Consider the following 23,053-nt stretch of genomic DNA (forward strand, 5'->3'; position numbering starts at 1 on the left):
AACATTTTCGTAAATTTAAAGAGTCCGACGACATATTAACTCACTGACTTACTCATGCGCTGGTCTGCTAAAACCAAGGATGAATTAGTAGCCGAAATTCAACGGCTACAACACGAACGTACGGATGTGGCCGTAGCGGATGCATTACCGGCTTTCGACGTTCGGCATACGGTGGACCAGCTGAACCTGGTCGGCCTCACTATAGAACGTGATGGAACGCTTAGTTACGCCAATCCGTACACGTATCGGGTAACGGCCTGGCAACCTGAACACATTATCGGTAAAAACTTCTTCGACGTTTTTATTCTTCCCGCCGACCGCGCCAAGCTCGAAAACGAGTTCGATGAGGCTCTGACAAGAGGGGGATTTCCTGAACAGAAAGAAATAACGATTCTGGCCCGAAGTGGCGCTCTGCGCAGTGTGCAGGTCAATTCGTTTATCATAAATAGTACCGACAAGCACGTTTCGTCATTCACGATCATTGGCGAAGACGTAACCAACAAACGTCGGGTAGCCTCCGCCCTCTCGAATACCAATGCCCAGTTACAGGATCTGGTCGATAACACCTCCGACCTGATTCAGCTGCTAACCCTCGACGGTAAATTTATATTCGTGAACCGGGCTTGGCGCGAGGCACTTGGCTATAGTTCCGACGAAATTTCGGCACTTAATCTGCGCGACGTACTCCACCCCGACTATGCCGACAGTACGCTGGGCCTGCTCAAACGTATTCAGGAGGGCGACAAGCTTCCTTACGTAGAAACGGTCTTTCGGGCTAAGTCCGGCAAAACACTGTTTCTGTCGGGTAGCGTCAACTGCCGCTTCGACAATGGCCGACCGACGGCGTTTCGCTGCATTTTGCATGATACAACGGGCAAGATCAGGGCCGAAAAATCGCAGAAGCTCTACTACAGCATTGCCAACTGGACCATCAATACGCCTAACCTGGGTGAGTTGTACCATAAAATTCACGAAGAACTGGGCCACATCATGGATGCCCGCAACTTCTTTATCGCGCTGTACGACGCCAGTAAATCCTACCTCTCGTTTCCGTATTACGTCGATGAATACTTTGGCGGCAACATGCGGTTCACGAAACGGAAGCTGGGCAATGGATTGATCGAGTACACGATTCTGGCGAACAAACCTTTATTCCTGTACGAAAAAGACATTCGTCAGCTTGCCGACCGCGAACACATTGATTTGTATGGCCAGCTCCAACCGCAGGTGATGTTAACGGCTCCGCTTCGCATTGGTGATGAAATTACGGGGATTATCGGAGTAAAGTCATACAACGATGCCCAGACGTACGGCCCCCGCGACCTCGAACTGCTGGAATTTATTTCGGGGCAGGTGGCCCTGGCAATTGCCCGAAAGCAGTCGGAAGCCCGGCTGGACAAACAGAACGCCCGCCTGAACGCCATTTTCGACAGCAGCACGTATCTGATCTGGTCGGTCAACAAAGCGCTGAAACTGACCTCCTTCAACAAAAACTACGCCCGGCTGATTGAGTTCCAGCTGGACGAAGCACCCTCCATCCAAGCCAGTGCGCCCGATCTGGGCTGGCGAATGATTGGCGTCGACAATCGTAAGCTTCTGGAAGAACGCTACCGGCAGGCATTCCGCGGATTTGCCCAAAATTTCGAGTTGTTTTTCGAAACACCCAAAGGGGAAACGTATCTCGAATTTCACCTGAACCCGATTTTGCTGGCGGGGGGGGTCATCGAAGAAGTATCGGGCATTGCCCGCGACATAACCAACCGGAAACGGGCCGAAATTACGACGCGCCAGAGTGAAGAGAAATTCCGGGGTATCTTCGAGAACCTGCAGGATATCTACGCCCGCGTGGATCGCAAAGGACGCATCACCATGATCAGTCCGTCGGTCTTCAAGCGAATGGGCTACACCCCTGACGAAGTAATGGGTCAGGACATAACGCAGTACTTTATCGACGCCAATGAAATTCGTCATGCCATGTTCAAGCTGGGCCGCAACCATAGCCTTCGGAATTTTGAAGCCAGCATGCGCCGTAAAGATGGCAGCGAACGCCAGTTTATGTTCAACATGCTGATGCTCAACGATGGGTCAGGCAGCGATTCGGTCGTTGCCGTGCTGGCCCGCGATATTACGGAGTTGAAACGACAATCGGCGGAACTGGTGAAAGCGAAGAACGAGGCTGAGCGGTCGCTGAAGGTAAAAGAGCAGTTTCTGGCCAACATGAGCCACGAGATCAGAACACCGATGAACGGCGTTATCGGTATGATCGACCTGCTGAATGATACGCAGTTGGACGAAGAACAACGCAGTTATGTTAAAACCGTCAAGCGCTCGTCGGAAACACTGCTCAATATCCTGAACGACATTCTGGACTTGTCCAAAATCGAAGCGGGCAAAATGGTATTGCACGAGTCGCCAGTAGCGTTCAAGGAAATTTTCGAGAAACTTATTGCGCTGTTTGGGCAGCAGGCCAACTCGAAAAACAACGATCTGACGTACCACCTCGGGGCTGATTTACCCACTTTCGTTATAGCCGATCAGACCCGGCTTTTGCAGGTCCTGTCCAACCTGACGTCGAACGCCATTAAGTTCACCGAAAACGGCACCATTCGCGTTGAAGCGTCGCTGTTGAGTAAACACGGAAAGTTCAACCGAATCCGGGTAGAGGTTAAGGACTCAGGCATTGGGATTTCTCAGCAAAACATCAATCTGCTCTTTAACTCATTCAGTCAGGTCGATACATCGTCCCGCAAATCGTTTGGGGGCACCGGGCTTGGCCTGGCTATCTCGAAAGAACTGGCCATGCTGATGAAAGGCGAAATCGGCGTAGACTCCATTGTGGGGATGGGCAGTTCCTTCTGGTTCACTATCGAACTTAAGGAAACCAGCATCAGTCCTACGCAACAGACGACCGAAGTAGCTGAAATCGCTCTGGCTAACTTCTTCAGCGCCTACCATCCCAAGGTGTTGCTGGTCGACGACAATGCCGTTAACCGCAAAGTTGCCAGCGAGATTCTACGCAAGTCAGGCTGCATCGTGACCACCGCCGACAGTGGACCGGCCGCCATTAGCGAAGTGCAGAAAACACACGAAAACAAGGATGAAGCGGGCTTCGACGTTATTTTCATGGACATTCAGATGCCCGATATGGACGGCGTAGAAACGACCAGAAATCTGCGCAAACAATTTGGTAATCAATTACCAACCATCGTTGCCATGACGGCCTATTCGATGCGCGAAGACCGCGAACGGTTCATCAGCCAGGGCCTCGACGACTACATTGCCAAGCCAATTCGCGCCCAGAGCCTGATCGCCAAAGTAAAGGAACTTACGGATTCCAACCGAGCCAAACAGAATACGGCGGTTGCTCTACCTGCAAAACCCGCACCCGCCGTTGCCGACCCCAACATACCCGTTATCGACGAAGCTATTGTTGGTCAGCTGCGCGACATTGGTGGTCAGGAACTGGTTGACAGCATTATGGAGGAATTCGTAACGGAAGCCACCGATCTGGTAAACGGCGCGCTGGCCGCGTATGATTTCGGCGATATTCCTACCGTAAAAAGCCATCTGCACACATTAAAAGGAAGCGCCGGAACCATTGGCGTCGCGCGCGTCGCCGACATTGCCCGGACGGCCGAAGGGAAACTAAAAGTCAACGATACCAGCGGCTTGCTGGATGCCCTCCACGCGCTGGAAGCGTCGTTTAAGGAGTTCCTGACGATCTGGAAAGGCTGAGCGATTACCCGGTCCATCTTTTCTACCGAGTGGCTTACCCCGTAATCAATCCGAAGGCGGTCCTGCCTGTGATTAATTAACTAATCACAGGCAGGACCGCCTTATTTTGCCTTAAGGCAGCTGTCCACAAACGTACTTTTCTTGTCCGATTCTGGACAATCAGCTTATTCTAAAAAAGGCGAAATAACTTACTGCTGGCTCGAATGGGCCTTTTTCTTCTTTGGCAGGGCATTTGTTTAGCAAATAAGAAGGAAATCCAACCAGAACAGAGCAGACCGCATGAACAGAGCATATTTGGGCGAATTCGAGGAACTGGTGCTGCTGGCCGTTGCGGTGCTGCAAGGGCAGGCATATGGCGTAACGGTTGCGGCTGAACTGAAGCAACGGACTATCCGTACCATCAGCTTGAGCGGTGTCCACATTGCCCTGTATCGACTGGAAGAGAAAGGCTTTCTGCTTTCTGAACTGGGTGGCGCAACCAACGAACGGGGCGGACGTCGTAAGCGGTTCTTTACCGTTACTGCAGTGGGCAGGCAAACCCTGGGCGAAATGAGAGACGTGCGCAATCAACTCTGGGATTCCATTCCAACTACGTCGCTGATCTAGACTATGGCAAACCACACGCCTACTCCCCCCGCCTGGGCTGATCGGCTCTTAACCTGGCTTTGCCCACCTGCTCTACTGGAAGAACTTTTGGGCGATCTCCACGAGCAGTTTGCCGATCAGGTAGATCAGTTTGGCGACCGCAGGGCTCGCCAATTATACGGCCTGGAGATCCTACGGTTTGTACGCCCCTATTTTATTAGCCGCCGAATTGCCGGTTTGACAACTTCATCGACCCAGGCCAACTCAGCGATTCGTCTTCACCACTCATACAGCGAGTATCCCCAACCCTCATTTCTCCATCCTGCTATGCTAAGCAATTACATCAAGATCGCCTTCCGCAATATCTGGAAAAGCAAAGGTTACGCAGCGATCAACGTAGTCGGCCTGTCCGTCGCTTTCGTTATCAGCATCTTTCTTTTTCTAACGGCCTATTTTCACCTCAGCTACGATTCGTTTCACAAAGACGGTGACCGTATTTACCAGGCCAACCTGTTCTTCAATGAGCCAGAAAAGGCCGTTTATTCTGGCACATTGCCCTTGCCCTTCACGCCAACCCTGAAAGCAGAGTACCCTGAAATAGAAGCAGCTGCCCGGTTTATGAATGGAAGCACGGTGGTGGGATACAAAGGGAAGTTTTTCGACAAAAATATCAAGTTCACCGATCCTGATTTTCTAAAGATATTCTCATTCCCGCTGATCAAAGGAAGCCGGGCAACCGCTCTCAGTGACCAGAACAGTATCGTTATCAGCCAGAATATGGCAAAAGCCGTATTTGGCAACGAAGACCCAATGGGCAAACGAGTGCTACTGGGCCGGGATAGCAACGCCAAGGAGTTCACCGTCAGTGGCATATTGGACGATTTTCCGACGAACTCATCCATTCAGTACGATGCCTTTATCCAGATAACCAACGCCCCTTCTTATCAGAAAGATAAAGACAAATGGGATGCCATGTCGCACTCGGTCTTCGTGAAGTTATCCCCCCAGGCAAGTCGGGCAACGCTTGAAAACCGGTTGAAATCCTTTTCCGAAAAATACTTTTCCGGCGACATCCGGAAGCTTAAGAACATGGGGGCTAAACCCGATGAGCGGGGTGATCTGTTTGCCATCAGATTACAAAAGCTGTCGGATATTCACTTTGGTACAGAAACAGGTGGCGGGTCAGGGGTGTCAATTGCGTTGGTCTATGCACTAGCCGGTATTGGTCTTTTTATTCTCCTGATCGCATGCATCAATTTCATTAACCTGAGCATTGCCCGGTCGTTTATCCGGGCCAAAGAAGTGGGCGTTCGGAAGTCGCTGGGGGCACTCAAAAGTCAGTTGTTTGTGCAGATATGGGGCGAAGCGGCCGTTATCTGCTTCATTGGGTTTGTCATCGGCATGCTTCTCACGTACCTGCTGCTGCCCGTCTTCAATACAACGTTTCAGGGTAAAATTACCCTCGATTACATGCTACAACCCGACAAACTAACGATCATACTGGGTCTGTTTTGCCTGGTAACGCTGATAGCGGGTGGCTACCCGGCCAGACAGATGTCGAAGTTCAACGCCGTTGAGGTATTGAAAGGAAAAGTAACCGTAAAACGGTCTGGCTTCCTGCGTAATTCGCTTATCGTTACGCAGTTTACTTTATCGACCCTGCTGATTTGCTGCACCATTATCGCCGTGCAACAGGTTCGTCACATGCGCGAACAACCACTGGGTTTTCAGAAAGAACAGGTCATCAGCATTCCGGTTGGCAACAAAGACGACGGACGGCTGGTGCTCAGGCGCATGCGAAACAGCCTGGCCAACGACCCTGGCGTTATTGCCATAACCGGCAGCGGGGTAAACCTGGGCCTTGGCAAAGACCATAGCACGTCGAGATCGGTCATGGGCTTTACCTATAGAGGAAAAGAAGTGTCGACCGATTGGTTACAGGTCGACTACGATTACCTCAAAACGCTCAAGATCAACTTACTGTCGGGTCGTGAGTTTAGTCCGGCTTACCCATCGGATTCGCTGGATCGGGTCATCATTACAGAAAGTATGGCAAAAGTGATCGGGGAGAAAGATCCGGTAGGTAAATACTTCCAGACGGATACTGCGGGCGTAAAATACCAGATTATTGGTCTGGTTCCGGACTTCTATCTGTATTCGTCGAAGAGTGAGAAGAAGCCCGTTACTATGTATCTGGCGCACTCGCAACCCGTTAGCTACATTTTTGTTCGGGTGGCTCCGCAAAGCCTGGCCGGTGCGATGAACAAACTGGAGACTGTCTGGAAAGAAGTAGCGCCTAACTCAGAGTTTATCGGGTCGTTTATCGACGAGAATACCAATGCCTGGTACAAGGGTGAAGAGCAGCTGTCAAAGATCTTCAGTCTTGCCTCGAGCATCGCGATTTTACTTTCCTGCCTTGGCCTGTTTGCCGTTGCCCTGATGGTGATTGAACAACGGACCAAAGAGATCGGGGTTCGTAAAGTATTGGGAGCCAGCATTCCCAATATCGTTTTCATTCTCTCGCAGGACTTCGTAAAGCTTGTTATTCTGTCCATTGTCATTGCAACACCCCTAGCCTGGTTCTTCATGCAAAAATGGCTCGACGGGTACGCCTACCGTGTCGAAATCAGTGTCTGGGTATTTATTCTGGTAGGAATGTCCGCCATTTTCATCGCGCTAGCGACGGTAAGCTTCCACAGCATCAAAGCAGCCCTGATGAATCCGGTCAAGAGTTTGCGGAGTGAGTGATCGGCTCACGGGTGTAAAGTGAGGTCCCTGTTATATGGAGTCAGGTTTAAGAATCTGACTCCACATAACAGGGACCTGCTTCGCGTTGCAACGTATAGATTATTGTAAATTAGCGTCTTCCTGGCTATTGAACGTATCGCCCTGGTTAATATCACCGGTTTTGAATCCTTTCGAAAACCAGTATACCCGCTGGGCCGATGTACCGTGGGTGAAGGCATCGGGCACCACCGTACCACGCGTTTCCTTCTGAATACGGTCGTCCCCAATGGCATTGGCCGCCGTAAGCGCGCTTTCAATATCATTTTTATCAAGCTCGATCGTTTTCCCCTGCGCTTTGTTAGCCCACACACCGGCAAAAAAATCGGCCTGTAATTCCAGACGAACCGATAATTTATTCTGGTCCCGCTGACTGATTTGGCCTCTCAGTCGGTCTACTTTGTCCATAATACCCAGTTGCTTCTGCACATGGTGCCCTATTTCATGGGCAATCACGTAAGACATGGCAAAGTCGCCGGGAACGTTGAAGCGATCACGGAGTTCGTTATAAAACGACAGATCAATGTACACCTTCTGATCGGCGGGGCAGTAAAAAGGACCCGATGCTTCGGACGCCGTGCCGCATCCCGATGTTGTTGCCTGATCGAACATGACCAGCGTTGGTTTGCGGTATTGCGAGCCCTGATCGGCAAAAATCTGCGTCCAGACATCTTCCGTACTGGCCAGTGTTTTCCGGGTAAAGCTAGCCGCTTCACCTTCGGCCTGCTGATCGGCAGGTGACGTTTGCTGCGTAGGCGACGACCGATTCAGGACCTCCGTTGGGTCGCCACCCAGCAGCATCACGATCACAGCAATGACTACCGAGCCAATGCCACCGCCAACCAATAAGCCACCCCCACCACCGCTTCCCCGGCGGTCTTCGACATTATCACTTTCACGTCCTCCTAACCAACGCATAGTTTTCTTTAGTTAAATGGTGATTGTATAAACCAACTTACGCTGGCAAGATTACTGTTACCAGCGTGAAAATGTTTGATTCAGCGTTTAATTCCTTACCGGGGCTTGGCTCGTTCGTACTGCACGGGCCATACTATATCGTCGCCCAAATCAGTGGCGGCATGCAATGGAAAATACGGATCCCGTAAAAACTCGCGCGCCAACAGAATCAGATCAGCCTGTCTGGCCGTCAGAATATCGTTTGCCTGTTCGGCCGTTGTGATCATCCCCACAGCCGCCGTCATTATACCCGTTTCCTGTTTGATGCGTTCGGCGAACGGGACCTGATAACCTGGACCAACGGGAATTTTCGCTTTCGCGACATTGCCACCCGTTGAGGCATCAATCACATCGACACCTTTGTCTTTGAGAACAGCAGACAATCTTACGGAGTCCTCAATCGTCCAGCCGCCTTCGGTCCAGTCGGTCGCCGATATACGAACAAACAGCGGCAGGGTTGATGGCCACACGGTTTGCACACGCTCGATGATTTCCAGTAAAAAACGGATACGATTGTCGAACGAGCCACCGTAAGCGTCGATACGCTGATTGCTCAAAGGCGACAGAAACTGGTGGAGCAGGTAGCCGTGTGCCGCATGCAGTTCAACAACCTGAAACCCGGCCTCTACTGATCGTTGCGTTGCCGCCATAAAATCCGCCCGCACTTTTTCAAGATCGATTTCGGTAAGGGCCAGCGGCACGGGCGCATCGGCCACGAAAGGAATGGCGCTGGGCGCTACCGTTTGCCATCCGTTTTCTTCATTCGGAAAAATCGCCTTGTTTCCATCCCAGGGCCGTTCGGTGCTGGCCTTGCGACCCGCGTGTGCCAGCTGAATACCGGCAACGGAACCATTCTGCTGAATAAACTGAGTAATTCGTTTCAGTCCGGCAATGTGTTCATCTTTCCAGACACCCAGATCGTTCGGCGAAATCCGCCCCTCCGGCGAGACGGCCGCGGCCTCCGTTATGATCAACCCGGCTCCCCCCACCGCACGACTGCCTAAATGCACCAGATGCCAGTCGGAAGAAAAGCCATCTTCGCTGGAATACTGACACATGGGCGATACGACAATGCGGTTTTTGAGTTGAATACTACGGATAGAAAGCGGGGAAAAAAGCAAAGACATAAATAGGCTGATAGAGGTTATTACGTATAAACGTTCATTTGTGATTATCGTTAGAAATACCCTGACAAAACTTGATATTTAGGGCCAACGGTTCAGAAAATGACGGTGCTGCTTAAAACGCAAAAACGCCCAGCTTTAAAAAGCCGGGCGTTTTTTCTTTGTGGCAACAAGCTTCTACTACAGCTTTTCTTTAACCACTTTAACGTCTTTCTTAGCGCGGTCTTTAATCAGTTCGCCCTCTTTTTTCACCCGATCCTTCCGGGCTTCTTTCAGAGCTTCCTTATCGCCGGTCATTTTAGCGGCTTCGCGTTCGGCTTTATTTGCTTTCAAAGCGGCTTTATCACCCGCTACTTCAGCTTTTGCTTCAACAACTTCAGCTTTCTTTTTTGCTTTACTGTCCTGTGCCTGAGCAACGTTAAGTGTTAATGCCAGCGCAGCAATTGCAATGAGTACTTTTTTCATAATAATTGTGGCCTGAGGCCCTCAAGTGAGTGATTGTTCTATTTAATCCAGTAATTCTAACTAGAAACATACAGATAACTAAAACCAGGTAGCCTTGTTCAAAGCAACTGATTCTTTAATCCAAGCTTAATCTGGCAGTTCATTGTTCCGTTCGGCAGCCTGGTCGGTCAGCGTGGTCAGGACCGACTCAGAGAGTGCCGACTCGCTATCTTTTCCCAAAGCCTTCTTTTCGCCAATTCCACCGGGATCGGGTAACATTGTATTGGCAATGGCCATTGTTTCAGCAACCAGATTAGGCGCCAGCCCCTGAAGCGCCACGCCCACTTTTGCGGGTAACGTAATAACGCGTTCGGCCTCACCATACCGGCAGGCTTCAATAACTTCGCGGGCTGCCTCCGCCGACCCGATCGTCAGAAACGGAATTGAATCACTGACCTTAAAAGCCGCGTATTCTTTTTCGTTCTGACCCTTAAATATGGCATTTCGCGGACTACCGGTTCGCATCAGGCCGGGCGAGACCGTTGTTACATAAATTCCTTTTTTCTGCAATTCAGCCCGTAACCCTTCCGAGTAACCGACCAAAGCAAACTTGCTGGTTGAGTACGGCATCAGATGAGGTACCGACACCTTGCCCCCAATCGACGCAATGTTCACAATACGGCCGATGCCCTGTCTGGATTTATCTGGCGTATCTACACGAGCCAGCATTTGAGGAAGTACCGCGTTTGTCATGTAGAAAGCCGCCCAAAAGTGAGTATCCATCGCATACCGGAAATCATCTTCGGTCGCGTGTTCGTAAGGGGTTACGATAATTGTACCGGCATTGTTGATGAGCACATCAACGGGCCCAATCGCCTGCCGAACGTTTTCAACAAAATGTTCGACCTGAATTTTGTTTGTCACATCACAAACCTCGGTATACACATCAACACCCAGTTGGACCAACTCATCCTCGGCCCGGTCGAGTTCATCGGCGTCACGGGAACAGATCGCCAGGTTTGCGCCTTCTTTCGCCAGAAGTCTGGCCAGTTCGAGACCCAGCCCCCGCGACCCTCCGGTAATCAGGACGGTCTTGTTACGAAAATCGATCTTCCTTTTTTGGGCCAGGACAGCTTTAATGGCCGTCCACGCGCCTACACCGGCAAGGCCCCACAGCAGGGCTTTTGTTTGAATGGATGCATTCATGGTTACTTCATATCGTTGAACTACCATAACAGCCATTCGGCGAGAAGGTTATTGGTAATCGCATCTATACGAATCTACCCATCACTATTCACTTAGTTACTGGCTCCAACAAAGCGTAGTAATTCCTGGTAAATAATGTTGTGCTGCCAAAACAGTTGGGTAACCATCGCTATGTGCTTTTTGCCCGGCAACACGTTATAATCGTGCCTCACCTGATGGTCAAGTAAGCGCTGGTGGAACCGTTGCGAACTACTGGTGATGCTCGGGTAGGTGCGTCCGCCCGAGTAGATCAGCATAGGTGGCGTATGATCACTGACATAATACATAGGCGATACAGCCCGCCAAACGGCCGGGTCTTTGCCGTACGGAATCAGGTACTGCCGATCGTTTGGGTACTCCATTTTGGTTAGATAATCGAACATATCCAGCCCGGCCGCATCGTCCAGAATGGCCCCTTTTACCGGATTTTCAGTCAGGCCAAGCTGGCTGAACAGGCGGTCATCAGTAGCCAGCAAGGCCGCCAGCCCGCCACCCGCGGAGTGCCCCATGACAAAAATACGATTCGGGTCTCCACCGAATTCGGCAATGTGCTGGGTAGCCCAGCGAACAGCCTGAGCGCAGTCATTGGCCATGGCAGGGACCTGTACGGCGGGCGCAAGCTGGTAATTGATGATGACTGCCACCACACCCTGCTTTGCCAACCGACGCCCAACAAAGGAGTAAAGATTTTTATTTCCGCTATTCCAGTTACCCCCATGGATAAATACGACCACCGGGAGTTTACCCGATCTGGCTTTCTTCGGCGCGTAAACATCCAGCAAATGACGCTCGTCACCCGACGTACCGACGCCCGGCACATTCGTTGTTACATAAACGATGTCTTTTGTGCGTCGGCTAGGGCGGGCTGTAGCATATTCATTAATAAACAGAAGTGCGACAAGCATTAAACATAAACCGGCAGGAATCTGCCAAAGCAGTCGAAGAAAGAGCATATTGAAACCTCACTCGTGAGGTAGTCAGCAAAACAGGTATAAACAGGGAGAATGGGGCATACTGTAGCATCCACGAAGGCAACAGAAATAGAAAAGCCTGCGCAAACGCAGGCTTTTCTATCAATAAAATCAGCGGTACGCTGACCTTATTTAATTTTTCACTTGTACCGGTAAATCTTCCAGCTGGGCGTAACTCAGTTTCCAGGTACCATCGTCGCCTTTTTTCCAGAGGAGAATAAAATTCCCCTCCCCAAAACCACGAGGCTGATTGGGAACATTTGTCGTAACATCAACAGCAAATGTTCCTGCTTCATAAGCCGTACGTGTGTCGGTTGCTGAACTGACCACATTGGTTTTCAGGTTGGCTAGCGTTGGTAACGTAGCCTGTACCCATTGCTTAGCTACATCCGACTTGCCTTTATAGTGAACGTTTCCCTGCAAAAAGTCAACATCCTCGGCAAGAAGTGACGTTATTTTATCGGCGTTTTTGTTATTCCAGGCATCAATAAATTGCCGGTTAAGATCCTGAACATTAACGGTTTCACCAGATGGTGAGCAGGCGCCGAAGAGCACGAGAACAAGTGCTATTCCGATGAACGATTTCATACGTATACTTAGTGACGTTGGTGAGAGAAAAAGAACTATCCGCCGGACACGTATCGAAGAGACGTGCCCGGCAACAGGTAGAAAAACAACTTGTTTATTAACTGACTACCAGCTTTTGCGTCTGTATTCAGACGTACCGTACGGAGCAGATGGGTCGCCGTAGGTTTCATTTTCCAAATAGCCCGCACTGATCATAGCGGCTGATGTATTTGGGTGAGCGGCCAGCATGGCAACGGGCTGGACAACACTCGGTTCTTTAATGGGCGTTGCCCCAGCGGAGGCTGCCCCAGCGGATGTTGCGGCCACCGCTGGCTTGCTATCGGGATCCCTTGTCTGCCCGGCGGCTCTGGCAGCTGCGTTACGTTCGGCTTCGGCTCTGTTAGCTGCGGCAATCCGAGCGGCCTCTTTATTCTTGTTATCTTTGATCTTACCAATGGCATACCCGGCAGCACCACCCGCTACGCCCCCAATAACCCCACCGACAACCCGGTTACGTTTGTTAATGATGGCACCGGCGGCACCACCGACACCCGCTCCGATAGCGGTGCCTTTTGCCTGAGGGCTCCAGCGCTTCTTACCCTGCTTTCCGATGGCATAGCCACCGGCTCCTCCTATTACACCACCAATAACCCCACCGACAGCCCGGTTACGCTTATTAATAATAGCACCCACGGCGGCACCGGTACCCGCACCGATTACGGTTCCTTTTGCCTGTGGAGTCCATGATTGTGCTTGTACGGATTGGCCCAGTATACTAGTCAATAAAATAAGTAAGGCCAGATTACGACTCGTTTTCATAGCATCATTTTTTGGTGAGAAATGCACACGTTAACATTCTGCAATCAACTGAGCTTTTGAGCTATTGTTTGTTCTCAGACCAATCTGCGTATGTTTAGTTTAATCTACCAGTTGATTTTGTTCCGTATTTTGTCTCCATCTGCACCTTGAAATGCCTTTCTACAAAGCAACAATGCACTTTTTTACGGCGACAAGAACAGCGAAAAATTATAGACTGGTATTGACATACGGCTATCAGCTACGAATTTACTTGTAGCCTCAGCCAAAGTCGACAGCATGAACTTCCAATGGACTTGATTTCGCTATGAACCCTTATTCGCCCAGAAGCATTACTATTACAGCCGAAGGGGCCGGGCGAACTGGCTCTTCGTCAAACTACTGATAACGGATTGAAACCGATGCGGAGACTTAACAGCAGCGATGAGCTTTACAGGGACCGACAACTAGTAAGACCACTCTTTAGATAAGATTTCCTTTCATCTGAAGAGTGGTCTTACTGTCGTACTGACTAAAATTGGCGGGCAACATTCTAGTCGATCAGCACTTTCAGTTTTTTCGCCTTTAGTCCATTGGGGTCTTTCACATCCAGAAAATAGATACCGGGCGGCAGAAAAGTTTTTGCCCAAATGTCAAGTTTCTGCTGGCCCTCTGTTTCGGATGTACTAATGGGGATTTCAGCACCTGATGGCGCGTAAAGACGAATGGTATTATGGTCCAGATCTGGCCCGGAGAGGGTAAAAGTGCCTTTGTTCGGGTTGGGGTATATGGCTGTTTTGTCCTCCTGTTCATCGGCAAAGGCATGAACTCCTATTATCTGGGACGAACTCGTCCCACCACGTATATCTTTCTGTTTCAGACGGTAATAATAAATCCGGCCCGGTAACACATCCTGATCCGTGAATTCATAAATAGCTTCTGTTTTCGAACTGCTTTTGCCATCAACAAAGCCAGCCCCTTCGAAGGTGTTGGCGTTCGTACTTTTTTGCACCTCAAACCCCTGATTCTCTTCTTCCCAGGCGGTAACCCAGTTCAGCACAACGCCGTTTTTACTGGATTTGCCGGTGAACGAAATAAGGTTAACGGGTAAGGGCGAGGTACCATTCAACGTCACATTATCGACGCTGAAGGTTCCCGATGTGCTCGAAGCAGCCCCTGTTCCCAGGTCAGCACGCTGTGTGCCATATGGATAAAATCGAAAGGTTAACGTTGTACCCGGTGGAACGGAGAAGTCGGTAAAATCCCACGTTACCGAGGCTCCCGTTGTCGGCGTTCTGGGAGCAGCTCCCCAACTGGTCGATGTGGCAAAGCCGTCGGTACTGTAACGGACTTCCAGTTGATTTGGCGCGCTGTTGCTGGCGTCACGCACAAAACTCAGCGAAGCCACATTCAATTGAGAACCCGCACTGGCCGTTACGGAGAACTCAATGTATGAGGAGTTGTTGACGCTGGCCGTATTATTGAGCGATGCGGAGTCAAATACACCGGTAAATGCTACGCAGGTTACCGTACTTCGGGTAAAGGGGGTACCCGTTGCATTAGCCGATACGGTGGGCGTGTTGCCTTGCGTTGGGCAGGCGCTGGCTCCCGTGAACGTATTGCTGTAAATTGCCTGACAAACGCTATCAACTGGCCTGGTCAAAAACAGCCCCAATAGCACCCAAATTTTATAGAATAATCCCTTCGGCAGTCTCATATTTACCATGAAAACCAGTAACACTACTTGTTAACTGGCGTAATGATAAAGAACGTGAATTAGCAATCAAAATACGCTTTATGTATACAAAGTTCGTTTATATCAATTTGCCTTTTTTATACATTAACGAGGTACATCCAGCCTAATATCCCATCAAATCCAGTTCTTCGGTGTCAACTAGATCAACCCGTTTCCCCATCTTTTTCTGAATGATTTTAAAATGGTGTTCATCTTCCGGACAAATCAGCGAAATGGCTTCCCCTTCGGCTTCTGCCCGACCCGTTCGGCCAATCCGGTGAATGTAATCTTTGGGGGAGCGGGGTAATTCAAAATTAATAACGTGTGGTAACAGCTGAATATCAATACCTCTGGAAATCAAATCTGTAGCAACGAGAACGGTCAGTTTGCCCGCTTTGAATTTAGTCAGGGCATCTGTTCGGGCACCCTGCGTTTTACCACTATGAATAGCGGCCGCCTGAATACCGTTTTTGCTCAACTTCACGACTACATTATCCGCTGTTCGGGTCGATGAGACAAATACCAGGACCTGCTTCATCTGTCCCGACTTGATCAGGTAGCGCAGAAACGGCCCTTTCCGTTCCGGGGAAACCCGGTAAGCGAGCTGCTTGATCAGATCAAGATTTTGTTCTTCTTCAACAACCTCAATCTTTACCGGATTCCGCAGTAAAGCCGCGTTAATGTCCTGAATCGCGTCACCCAGCGTGGCTGAGAAGAGAATCGTCTGCCGACGGCGGGGTAAGCGGTCGAAAATACGCTCCATTTCCTCCTCAAAACCCAGGTCCAGCATTTTATCGGCTTCGTCCAGCACCAGCATGTCGACCTCTGTCAATTGCAGAGCATTGGATGCCATCAGGTCCAGTAGGCGGCCGGGCGTGGCAACCACGACTTCGGCATCCCGTAAAGCAATCATTTGTGGATTGATGGACACTCCTCCATAAACCGCCACCGTCTTTACTGGCCGGGGTAACCGCTCGCCAAAGACCTGAAAAACATCGGCAACCTGAACGGCCAGTTCACGGGTGGGTACAAGTACCAGTGCTTTAACGAATCGATTCCGGGCAACACTTTTCTGTTGAAACAACTCCAGAATTGGCAATACGAAACTCGCTGTTTTACCTGAGCCTGTTTTGGCAATACCCAGAATGTCCTTACCCTGCAAAATAGCCGGTATGGCCTCTGTCTGAATAGGATACGGGGTTGTATAACTCTGGGCAGAAACTGCCTTCAGGAGCGGTTTGGACAGACCAAGCGATGAAAACGACATGCAAGTAATGAGTTTATGAACAGGGAGGAAACGGTATCCTCTATTTCTTGGCCTGTGTCCTCACACACCGGTATAGGCTGACTATTGTGTGTGAGGTCTGCGAGGACACAGACCCTGGGATAAACAGATTAATCCCGCTTCTTTTTACCGCTTCGTTTGATGGGTCGACCGTATTTCAGCATCTTTTCGGCAGCGATATCGCGCCGGACATTGACTTTTTTATTCTTGTCGATCTTCTCGTGAAACGCCGGGCCCACGTCTTCGCGCCGGGGCGGCTTAACCTCAATGCTTTTCATATGCACTTTTGGTTTTTCATCGGCCGTCAGCTCCTCAGAAATGACCAGATTTTCAGGCAGGGGAAGCAGAGAAATCGGTTGATTCATCAATTGTTCGATGGCCGCCTGTTGTTCCTGGGCACTTTCGGTGATAAATGAAATAGCGATACCCGTTCGGTCAGCACGGCCTGTTCGGCCAATCCGGTGAATGTAGTTTTCGGGTACTTCGGGTAGGTCGAAGTTGATAACATGCGAAACGTCGGCCACATCGATACCCCTGGCAATGATATCCGTAGCGACCAGCACACGATACGCCCCGGCCTTAAACTTGTTGACCGTTTCGAAGCGATAATTCTGCGCTTTGTTCGAGTGAATAACGCCCACCTGGTCAGGAAAACCCGACTCCAATTGCTCGTACAGCTGATCAGCCAGTTGCTTGGTAGCCACAAAGACCAGCACCTTCGTCATCACGGCATTCCGGTTCAGGAGGTTGGTCAGCAGGTTGATCTTGGTATAAAAATTAGGAACCAGGTAAGCCGACTGATCGATATTATCCAGCGGAGTGCCCGTCGGCGCGGCTTCTACCCGAACTGGTCTGTTGAAGTAGGCATTCACCAGTTGATCGACATCATCCGTTAGCGTAGCCGAAAACAGCAGGTTCTGCCGCTTAGGCGGTAACAAGTCCAAGATGACTTTCAACTGGGTTCGGAATCCCAGATTCAGCATTTCATCGAACTCATCAATGACCAGCTTTTTGATCGCTTTGGTCTTCAGAATCCCGTTCAGCATCAAATCAGCCAGTCGGCCGGGCGTGGCGACCAATATGTCCAGTCCCTGTTGAACCTCCACCGTCTGCGCTTTCATATTCACCCCGCCGTATACGCCCACCACGGTCAAATTCATGTAAGTCGTCAGCTTCTTAACCGCTTCGACCACCTGAACGACCAGCTCACGGGTGGGTACAATGATCAGTAGTTGAGGAAGCCGATCTTTGGAAAACTGGTGCTGGCGGAGGGCGGGAAGCAGGTAGGCAAAGGTTTTTCCGGTTCCGGTTTGCGCAATACCGCACACATCCTGACCGGACATGACGACCGAGAATACTTTCTGCTGAATAGTCGTTGGGGTTGTATAACCCAGGTCGTTCAACGCATTCAGCAGGGGTTTATTTAAATTCAGTTCGTCAAATGTCATAGCCTTTCCAATCAAATAGACTACGAAGGTAAGCCTAAGTTTAGTAGCCCCCGCATTTTGAGCTACTTTTGCCGGATGATAAGCCCTCAGCAACAAGCCCAGATTCTGACAAGCCTTGGCATTCCGGCATTGAACCCCATGCAGGAAGCCGCTCAAAAAGCGATTCGGCAAGACAATGATACCTTCCTGATTGCACCTACAGGTTCGGGGAAAACGGTGGGCTTTCTGTTACCGCTCCTCGATCTGCTCAAGCCTGACCAGACAAACGTGCAGTGCCTGATTCTGGCCCCATCGCGTGAACTGGCGATTCAGATTGAGCAGGTATGGAAAAAAATGTCGACCGGCTATAAAGTAAACGTATGTTATGGCGGACACCCGGTCGAAACCGAAATTAAAAATCTGAGCAATCCACCCGCTGTTCTGATTGGCACACCCGGCCGCATCGCCGATCACATTACCCGTCGGAGCTTTTCGCTGGATGGTATTCATACGCTGGTGCTGGATGAGTTTGATAAATCGCTGGCGCTGGGTTTCCACGATGAGATGGATTTCATCGTTCACGGGTTACGAAAACTTCGCAAACGCGTACTGGTTTCAGCCACCTCAGGCATCAGTATCCCTGATTTCATCCGGCTCAACGCCCCGACCAAACTGACGTTTGCGGCTGAAACCGACGAACAGGCCGGGTTAACGACCAAACTGGTTTATTCGGAATCGAAGGATAAGATCGACACGCTGTTTGCGCTGCTTTGTTCCCTAAACTCGGAATCGGCGCTGATTTTTTGCAATCACCGGGACGCGTCGGAGCGCACGAGCGAAATACTGGCCGAACGGGGTATTCATTCGCTCGTGTATCATGGCGGGATGGAGCAGGCCGACCGGGAACGGGCATTGATTCAATTTCGGAATGGCAGCACCCGGTATCTGGTCACGACAGACCTGGCCGCCCGTGGGCTGGACATTCCTGAAATGAAGCATGTCATTCACTACCATTTACCGTTGCAGGAACACGAGTTTACGCACCGCAACGGCCGAACAGCCCGCATGCACGCCACCGGAACGGCCTATGTCATTCTATCGCTCGGGGAAACGCCACCGGCCTATCTGGACGCTGACGCCCTTGAAGAACTTCATTTGCCAGTCAGAACCCAACTCCCTGCCCCCCCCGATTTCGTAACGCTGTACGTTAGTGGCGGCAAGAAAAACAAGCTCAACAAAGTCGACATTGTTGGCTTCTTCGCCCAAAAGGGTGGCCTGGAGAAAGGCGATCTGGGGCGTATCGATGTACAGGATTTTATCTCGTTTGCCGCCGTAAAACAGGAGAAAGTACAATCATTGCTGGCGAAGATCAGCCAGGAAAAGATGAAAGGAAAGAAGTACAAGATTGAAGTGGCTCGTTAGTCTCTGTGGTGTCCAGTGGTGTCGGTTATAAGTAACCGACACGGGGAGGTTTTGAGTAACCTCCTTAATCAATAGCACGCGGTTTCAAGAATCGCAACCGGTTCGCCGGGGCGGGCGAACTGTCCCCTTATGTCAGTTAAAAAACTAACACCGCAGGAATTCCGAAGTTTCTTCTTCTGTCAGAATGACAAAAAAACCGATCACGAATCGTTTTTAGAAAGTTTAAACAGCCTCCGACTTTCATAAGAAAGCCTCATTCTGTATTATTACCCTCTTGTCAATTCCTGGCTTCGATACGCCTGTTCGTAAGCCACTAACCAAGCGGTTCTAATGGATTTTTCAGCTTACAAAAAAAGTACAGTCTCGGTATGGGCGGGTGAAAATGATCACTACAACGACGGTGCCGTGACAACACCCATTGTGAAGAGCGTTGCCTTTGCCTACGATGACCTGGACGAGTGGCATAAAGTGGCAACGGGTAAAGCAGAAGGGTACATTTATAGCCGCAATACCAACCCCACCGTTCACGTACTCGAAGAGAAAATCCGTATTCTGGAAGGTGCCGAAGCCGCTACGTCATTCGCTACGGGAATGGGGGCCATCAGCAATACGCTGTTTGCGCTGTTGGGGCCGGGCAAACGGGTCGTGTCGCTCAACGATACGTACGGCGGTACCAGCCGACTCTTCCTCGACTTTCTTCCCCGCTACCAGGTAAATGTTACCCTTTGCCACACAACCGACTTCGACAACCTCGAAGCCGAAATCGCGAAGGGGTGCGATGTTCTCTACCTGGAAACACCGACCAACCCGACCCTGAAAATTGTCGACATTGCCCGGCTGGCAGCTGCCGCCAAAAAAGTAGGCGCTGTAACCGTTGTTGATAATACGTTCGCTACGCCCATCAACCAGAATCCGCTGGCCTTGGGAGCCGATCTGGTGGTACACAGCGCGACCAAGTTTCTCGGCGGCCATTCCGATGCCATGGGCGGTGTCCTGTGCGGCACAAACGCACTGGTCGAGAAAGTGTTTCAGTTCCGGGAAATCAACGGCGCCAGTCTACAGGCAGATGCCGCGTATATGATTGCCCGAGGCATGAAAACGCTGGAGCTGCGCATTGAGCGGCAGAATGCATCCGCCCTCACCATCGCCAAACACCTGAAAGCGCACCCAAAAGTAAGCGACGTTTTTTACCCTGGCCTGGAGACTCACCCAGGGCATGACATCGCTAAAGCGCAGATGTCGGGGTTTGGCGGCATCATGAGCTTTTCGCTGCATGGCAGCTACGATAACGTAAAGAAATTCCTGCCCAAACTCCAGTTTGTCCATCTGGCCGCTAGTCTGGGCTCCGTCAGCACATTGGCCGGACCACCCAGAACCACCAGCCATGTCGAACTGACCGAAGAACAGCGCAGCCTACTCGGCATTCCTGAAAGTTTAATTCGCTACTCGGTTGGTATCGAGAACGTCAGCGATCTGCTCACTGATTTGGATAGTGCCTTGTCTACACTATAAACCTGATTCGATTAGCATGAACCAACGGATGAAATCAATGCTGGCCCTCCTTTTCACAGGTCTGCTTTTACTCGCGAACGGCCCCGCCAACGCCCAAACCAGTACCGCATCAAAACCGGATGTCGCTGCGCAACGACTGCAACAGGAACTGGAGCGTATTGCCGGGCTGGCCAAAGGTAAAGTCGGTATTTGTGCCCTGCATCTCGAATCGGGCAAGCAGGTGAGCCTGAACCGGCAGGAGCGTTTTCCGATGGCGAGTACCATCAAAGTAGCTATTGCAGTACAGCTTTTTACGATGATCGAAAAGGGTCAGCTCTCGCTAATGACCATGGTCGATCTGCAACCTTCGGATCTGCATCCGGGTAGTGGTACACTGGACGTGCTGTTCGCCAAACCCGGTGTTCAACTATCCGTTCAGAATCTGCTGGAATTGATGATGGTCATTAGCGACAACTCCGCTACGGACATGTTGCTGCGGCTGGTAGGCGGCACACAAGCCGTTCAGAATCGACTGAAAACGCTGGGGATTCAGGGCATGTCGGCAGATCGTACCATTATCCAGCTACTGGCCGATCTCGACGGAATTACCTTGCCGCCGTCTGACCAATGGACGCTTGGTTTTTACGCCAGGTTAGACAGTGCCACCACCCCGGAAATGAAACGGGCTGCCGCCCTCAAACTAAAAACCGACCCCCGCGATACATCAACTCCCGAGGCCATGGTCAACCTATTGACACAAATTTACCGCGGCACGGCGCTCAAGCCAGAGAGTAGGGCGTTGCTACTGGGTGTTATGGAGCGTTGCCGGGGTGGAGCCGCCCGCCTGAAAGGATACTTGCCGCCTGCCACCGTTGTTGCCCATAAAACAGGTTCATTAGATGGCAGTGCTACCGACGATGTAGGCATTATTACGCTACCCGACAACGCCGGGCACCTCGCGATTGCCGTTTTTGTGGGTGATTCGCCTATGCCCCTGGCCGAACGGGAGCAAACCATAGCCCACGCAGCCCGGAGCATTTATGATTATTTTCTTTACCAGTCACCCACTGTTATGAACGCCGTTCGATAGCGTACTGCCCAGGGCACTACCAGAAAATTATAGCCTATGAAACAAGTTCAATGGTTTATGGGCATGATGTACATCATCATGACGCTGGCCATTATCATTCATACGGGTGGCGTGACGGACAGCAGTGGGTCAAGTGCTTCGCTTGTGCTGTTATTCATTTGCGGTGTTATGGTACTGCCGCCCGTCACAACCCGTTTCCCTTTTTTAAAGTGGCTGATCTGGTTTGCCTTCATCGGTGGCTTTTTCTTCATGCTGGGAGCCTACCCCAACGGCAGTAAACCACCACCACTGAAACCAACAACGCGCGGCTTCTAGCCACCATCCTCTACCCTAGCCTATTTCAGCCATTTCAACGATTGCCCTTTCAACTGTATTTCGGCTTTGGGCGAAAGTTGACTTTTGAACACATCTACTTGACTATCAACGATCTTAATCCCACTTGAATCGTTTACAACAGCCGCTAAGGTCCGGTAATGATCGGCCCCCAGTACCGCAAAACTATTCTGACCTGCGGTTAATGAAAAGGCGTTTGATACCGCCAATTTGTTCGTAAATAAACGACTGTTCTGTAATGAAATAACCAGTTGTTCAGTCGTGAAATCATTGACGGTCAGCCGTCCGTTCGTTATGCGTAGGCTTCGTAAATCAGGCAGACGAAGTATCATCCCAGCGGGTAATGTACGGTCAATATCATAATGCGGATCGCGGCTCTGTCCGTCATAATTCATGGTATACGACACAAAAAGCGTATCACCACTTTTTCGGCATTTGTAGGAATTAGCCATGGATGGTAACAGCAACGTCTGCGCCCTTTTCGTGCTTTTTTCAACAATTATTTCGGCAACAGGTGCCCCCTCAATAATGACGTGTTTGGCAACGGGCAGCGTCCGCTGTTCAAATGACTGATACGGATTGCTCCAGTCCAGTTTATCGTATTGCTGCTTCAACAACACATCGGTAGCGACCATACCTGTCAGTGTGATGAAGGCAATGACCGCTAAAAGAATATAGCTTGTTTTCATTGTGCGTTTGTTAGCGTGTTTACATATTGATCATAGCGGGCTTCTATTTCACGCAGGTCGATGCCCAGCAGAGTCAGGTTTTTGAAAAATTGCGGCAGATCGCTCTGCAGGAACTGCTCGCGCCTGAACGTGCGAATCCTGTCGATGGCATCGTCAGCCGCAAAGTAGCCGATGCCTCGTTTGTTGGCAATGACGCCCTGCTGGCTTAAAAACTCGTAGGTTCGCATGACGGTGTTGGGGTTTACTTCCAGTTCAGCCGCCAGCTCTCGTACCGACGGAATCTTCTCGCCTACCGCCCAGCGCCCCACCAGCACCTGCTCGCTGACGTACTCAGCAATTTGCAGGTATATAGCTTGTCTGTCCTTAAAATCCAT

At 50.7% G+C, this 23,053-nt stretch carries 19 protein-coding genes; 7 read left to right on the top strand and 12 right to left on the bottom strand.

Annotated elements, in window-relative coordinates; all coding sequences use genetic code 11:
• Positions 1 to 54 precede the first annotated feature (54 nt).
• The 3 genes from ACYU87_RS12060 (at position 55) to ACYU87_RS12070 (ending at position 7,068) form a co-directional block, all read left to right on the top strand.
• Positions 55 to 3,735, top strand: a complete 3,681-nt coding sequence (locus tag ACYU87_RS12060; protein ID WP_461134318.1) for a PAS domain S-box protein — start codon at positions 55 to 57, stop codon at positions 3,733 to 3,735.
• A gap of 279 nt (positions 3,736 to 4,014) precedes the next feature.
• Entirely contained in the window at positions 4,015 to 4,341 is a 327-nt protein-coding gene (locus tag ACYU87_RS12065) for a PadR family transcriptional regulator (RefSeq protein ID WP_461134319.1), read from the top strand.
• Between the two features lie 3 nt (positions 4,342 to 4,344).
• A complete protein-coding gene (locus tag ACYU87_RS12070) occupies positions 4,345 to 7,068 on the top strand; it encodes an ABC transporter permease (protein ID WP_461134320.1) in 2,724 nt (907 codons plus the stop codon).
• 99 nt (positions 7,069 to 7,167) lie between these two features.
• Here the strand turns inward: ACYU87_RS12070 and ypfJ are convergent, their stop codons facing one another.
• The 10 genes from ypfJ to ACYU87_RS12120 all read right to left on the bottom strand — a co-directional run bounded on the left by ypfJ (position 7,168) and on the right by ACYU87_RS12120 (position 17,675).
• Positions 7,168 to 8,022, bottom strand: coding sequence for a KPN_02809 family neutral zinc metallopeptidase (gene ypfJ, locus ACYU87_RS12075; protein ID WP_461134321.1), 855 nt, complete (start codon positions 8,020 to 8,022; stop codon positions 7,168 to 7,170).
• Positions 8,023 to 8,117: 95 nt separating this feature from the next.
• A complete protein-coding gene (gene namA, locus ACYU87_RS12080; RefSeq protein ID WP_461134322.1) occupies positions 8,118 to 9,188 on the bottom strand; it encodes an NADPH dehydrogenase NamA in 1,071 nt (356 codons plus the stop codon).
• Positions 9,189 to 9,365: 177 nt separating this feature from the next.
• On the bottom strand, positions 9,366 to 9,650 hold the full coding sequence (locus tag ACYU87_RS12085) for a hypothetical protein (protein WP_461134323.1): 285 nt from the start codon (positions 9,648 to 9,650) through the stop codon (positions 9,366 to 9,368).
• 126 nt (positions 9,651 to 9,776) lie between these two features.
• Complete coding sequence (locus ACYU87_RS12090; protein ID WP_461134324.1) at positions 9,777 to 10,835, bottom strand: SDR family NAD(P)-dependent oxidoreductase; 1,059 nt, start codon at positions 10,833 to 10,835, stop codon at positions 9,777 to 9,779.
• Positions 10,836 to 10,927: 92 nt separating this feature from the next.
• The gene (locus tag ACYU87_RS12095) at positions 10,928 to 11,827 is read right to left on the bottom strand and encodes an alpha/beta hydrolase (RefSeq protein ID WP_461134325.1); all 900 of its coding nucleotides are present in this window, start codon (positions 11,825 to 11,827) and stop codon (positions 10,928 to 10,930) included.
• 150 nt (positions 11,828 to 11,977) lie between these two features.
• The gene (locus tag ACYU87_RS12100; protein WP_461134326.1) at positions 11,978 to 12,433 is read right to left on the bottom strand and encodes a YybH family protein; all 456 of its coding nucleotides are present in this window, start codon (positions 12,431 to 12,433) and stop codon (positions 11,978 to 11,980) included.
• 105 nt (positions 12,434 to 12,538) lie between these two features.
• Complete coding sequence (locus tag ACYU87_RS12105) at positions 12,539 to 13,231, bottom strand: YMGG-like glycine zipper-containing protein (RefSeq protein ID WP_461134327.1); 693 nt, start codon at positions 13,229 to 13,231, stop codon at positions 12,539 to 12,541.
• 529 nt (positions 13,232 to 13,760) lie between these two features.
• The gene (locus ACYU87_RS12110; protein WP_461134328.1) at positions 13,761 to 14,924 is read right to left on the bottom strand and encodes a T9SS type A sorting domain-containing protein; all 1,164 of its coding nucleotides are present in this window, start codon (positions 14,922 to 14,924) and stop codon (positions 13,761 to 13,763) included.
• Positions 14,925 to 15,066: 142 nt separating this feature from the next.
• Complete coding sequence (locus ACYU87_RS12115) at positions 15,067 to 16,209, bottom strand: DEAD/DEAH box helicase (protein WP_461134329.1); 1,143 nt, start codon at positions 16,207 to 16,209, stop codon at positions 15,067 to 15,069.
• 128 nt (positions 16,210 to 16,337) lie between these two features.
• Positions 16,338 to 17,675, bottom strand: coding sequence for a DEAD/DEAH box helicase (locus ACYU87_RS12120; RefSeq protein WP_461134330.1), 1,338 nt, complete (start codon positions 17,673 to 17,675; stop codon positions 16,338 to 16,340).
• 75 nt (positions 17,676 to 17,750) lie between these two features.
• Between ACYU87_RS12120 and ACYU87_RS12125 the strand changes: the two genes are divergently transcribed.
• The 4 genes from ACYU87_RS12125 (at position 17,751) to ACYU87_RS12140 (ending at position 21,972) form a co-directional block, all read left to right on the top strand.
• Positions 17,751 to 19,076, top strand: a complete 1,326-nt coding sequence (locus ACYU87_RS12125; protein ID WP_461134331.1) for a DEAD/DEAH box helicase — start codon at positions 17,751 to 17,753, stop codon at positions 19,074 to 19,076.
• A 330-nt stretch (positions 19,077 to 19,406) separates the two neighbouring features.
• Positions 19,407 to 20,588, top strand: a complete 1,182-nt coding sequence (locus ACYU87_RS12130; protein WP_461134332.1) for a cystathionine gamma-synthase family protein — start codon at positions 19,407 to 19,409, stop codon at positions 20,586 to 20,588.
• 37 nt (positions 20,589 to 20,625) lie between these two features.
• Entirely contained in the window at positions 20,626 to 21,657 is a 1,032-nt protein-coding gene (gene bla, locus ACYU87_RS12135) for a class A beta-lactamase (RefSeq protein WP_461134333.1), read from the top strand.
• A gap of 36 nt (positions 21,658 to 21,693) precedes the next feature.
• Positions 21,694 to 21,972: a hypothetical protein gene (locus tag ACYU87_RS12140; protein WP_461134334.1), complete on the top strand. Its 279-nt coding sequence runs from the start codon at positions 21,694 to 21,696 to the stop codon at positions 21,970 to 21,972.
• 20 nt (positions 21,973 to 21,992) lie between these two features.
• Here ACYU87_RS12140 and ACYU87_RS12145 read toward each other — a convergent pair whose 3' ends face one another.
• The gene (locus tag ACYU87_RS12145) at positions 21,993 to 22,679 is read right to left on the bottom strand and encodes a hypothetical protein (protein ID WP_461134335.1); all 687 of its coding nucleotides are present in this window, start codon (positions 22,677 to 22,679) and stop codon (positions 21,993 to 21,995) included.
• Positions 22,676 to 23,053, bottom strand: a complete 378-nt coding sequence (locus tag ACYU87_RS12150; RefSeq protein ID WP_461134336.1) for a GntR family transcriptional regulator — start codon at positions 23,051 to 23,053, stop codon at positions 22,676 to 22,678. The genes ACYU87_RS12145 and ACYU87_RS12150 overlap by 4 nt, the downstream gene beginning before the upstream one ends.

This window comes from Spirosoma lituiforme (genome assembly GCF_054776635.1).

Excerpts from the sequence above, each read along its gene's own strand:
- ACYU87_RS12060 (WP_461134318.1), top strand. The coding sequence starts at position 55 with ATGCGCTGGTCTGCTAAAACCAAGGATGAATTAGTAGCCGAAATTCAA.
- ACYU87_RS12065 (WP_461134319.1), top strand. The coding sequence starts at position 4,015 with ATGAACAGAGCATATTTGGGCGAATTCGAGGAACTGGTGCTGCTGGCC.
- ACYU87_RS12070 (WP_461134320.1), top strand. The coding sequence starts at position 4,345 with ATGGCAAACCACACGCCTACTCCCCCCGCCTGGGCTGATCGGCTCTTA.
- ypfJ (WP_461134321.1), bottom strand. The coding sequence starts at position 8,022 with ATGCGTTGGTTAGGAGGACGTGAAAGTGATAATGTCGAAGACCGCCGG.
- namA (WP_461134322.1), bottom strand. The coding sequence starts at position 9,188 with ATGTCTTTGCTTTTTTCCCCGCTTTCTATCCGTAGTATTCAACTCAAA.
- ACYU87_RS12085 (WP_461134323.1), bottom strand. The coding sequence starts at position 9,650 with ATGAAAAAAGTACTCATTGCAATTGCTGCGCTGGCATTAACACTTAAC.
- ACYU87_RS12090 (WP_461134324.1), bottom strand. The coding sequence starts at position 10,835 with ATGAATGCATCCATTCAAACAAAAGCCCTGCTGTGGGGCCTTGCCGGT.
- ACYU87_RS12095 (WP_461134325.1), bottom strand. The coding sequence starts at position 11,827 with ATGCTCTTTCTTCGACTGCTTTGGCAGATTCCTGCCGGTTTATGTTTA.
- ACYU87_RS12100 (WP_461134326.1), bottom strand. The coding sequence starts at position 12,433 with ATGAAATCGTTCATCGGAATAGCACTTGTTCTCGTGCTCTTCGGCGCC.
- ACYU87_RS12105 (WP_461134327.1), bottom strand. The coding sequence starts at position 13,231 with ATGAAAACGAGTCGTAATCTGGCCTTACTTATTTTATTGACTAGTATA.
- ACYU87_RS12110 (WP_461134328.1), bottom strand. The coding sequence starts at position 14,924 with ATGAGACTGCCGAAGGGATTATTCTATAAAATTTGGGTGCTATTGGGG.
- ACYU87_RS12115 (WP_461134329.1), bottom strand. The coding sequence starts at position 16,209 with ATGTCGTTTTCATCGCTTGGTCTGTCCAAACCGCTCCTGAAGGCAGTT.
- ACYU87_RS12120 (WP_461134330.1), bottom strand. The coding sequence starts at position 17,675 with ATGACATTTGACGAACTGAATTTAAATAAACCCCTGCTGAATGCGTTG.
- ACYU87_RS12125 (WP_461134331.1), top strand. The coding sequence starts at position 17,751 with ATGATAAGCCCTCAGCAACAAGCCCAGATTCTGACAAGCCTTGGCATT.
- ACYU87_RS12130 (WP_461134332.1), top strand. The coding sequence starts at position 19,407 with ATGGATTTTTCAGCTTACAAAAAAAGTACAGTCTCGGTATGGGCGGGT.
- bla (WP_461134333.1), top strand. The coding sequence starts at position 20,626 with ATGCTGGCCCTCCTTTTCACAGGTCTGCTTTTACTCGCGAACGGCCCC.
- ACYU87_RS12140 (WP_461134334.1), top strand. The coding sequence starts at position 21,694 with ATGAAACAAGTTCAATGGTTTATGGGCATGATGTACATCATCATGACG.
- ACYU87_RS12145 (WP_461134335.1), bottom strand. The coding sequence starts at position 22,679 with ATGAAAACAAGCTATATTCTTTTAGCGGTCATTGCCTTCATCACACTG.
- ACYU87_RS12150 (WP_461134336.1), bottom strand. The coding sequence starts at position 23,053 with ATGGATTTTAAGGACAGACAAGCTATATACCTGCAAATTGCTGAGTAC.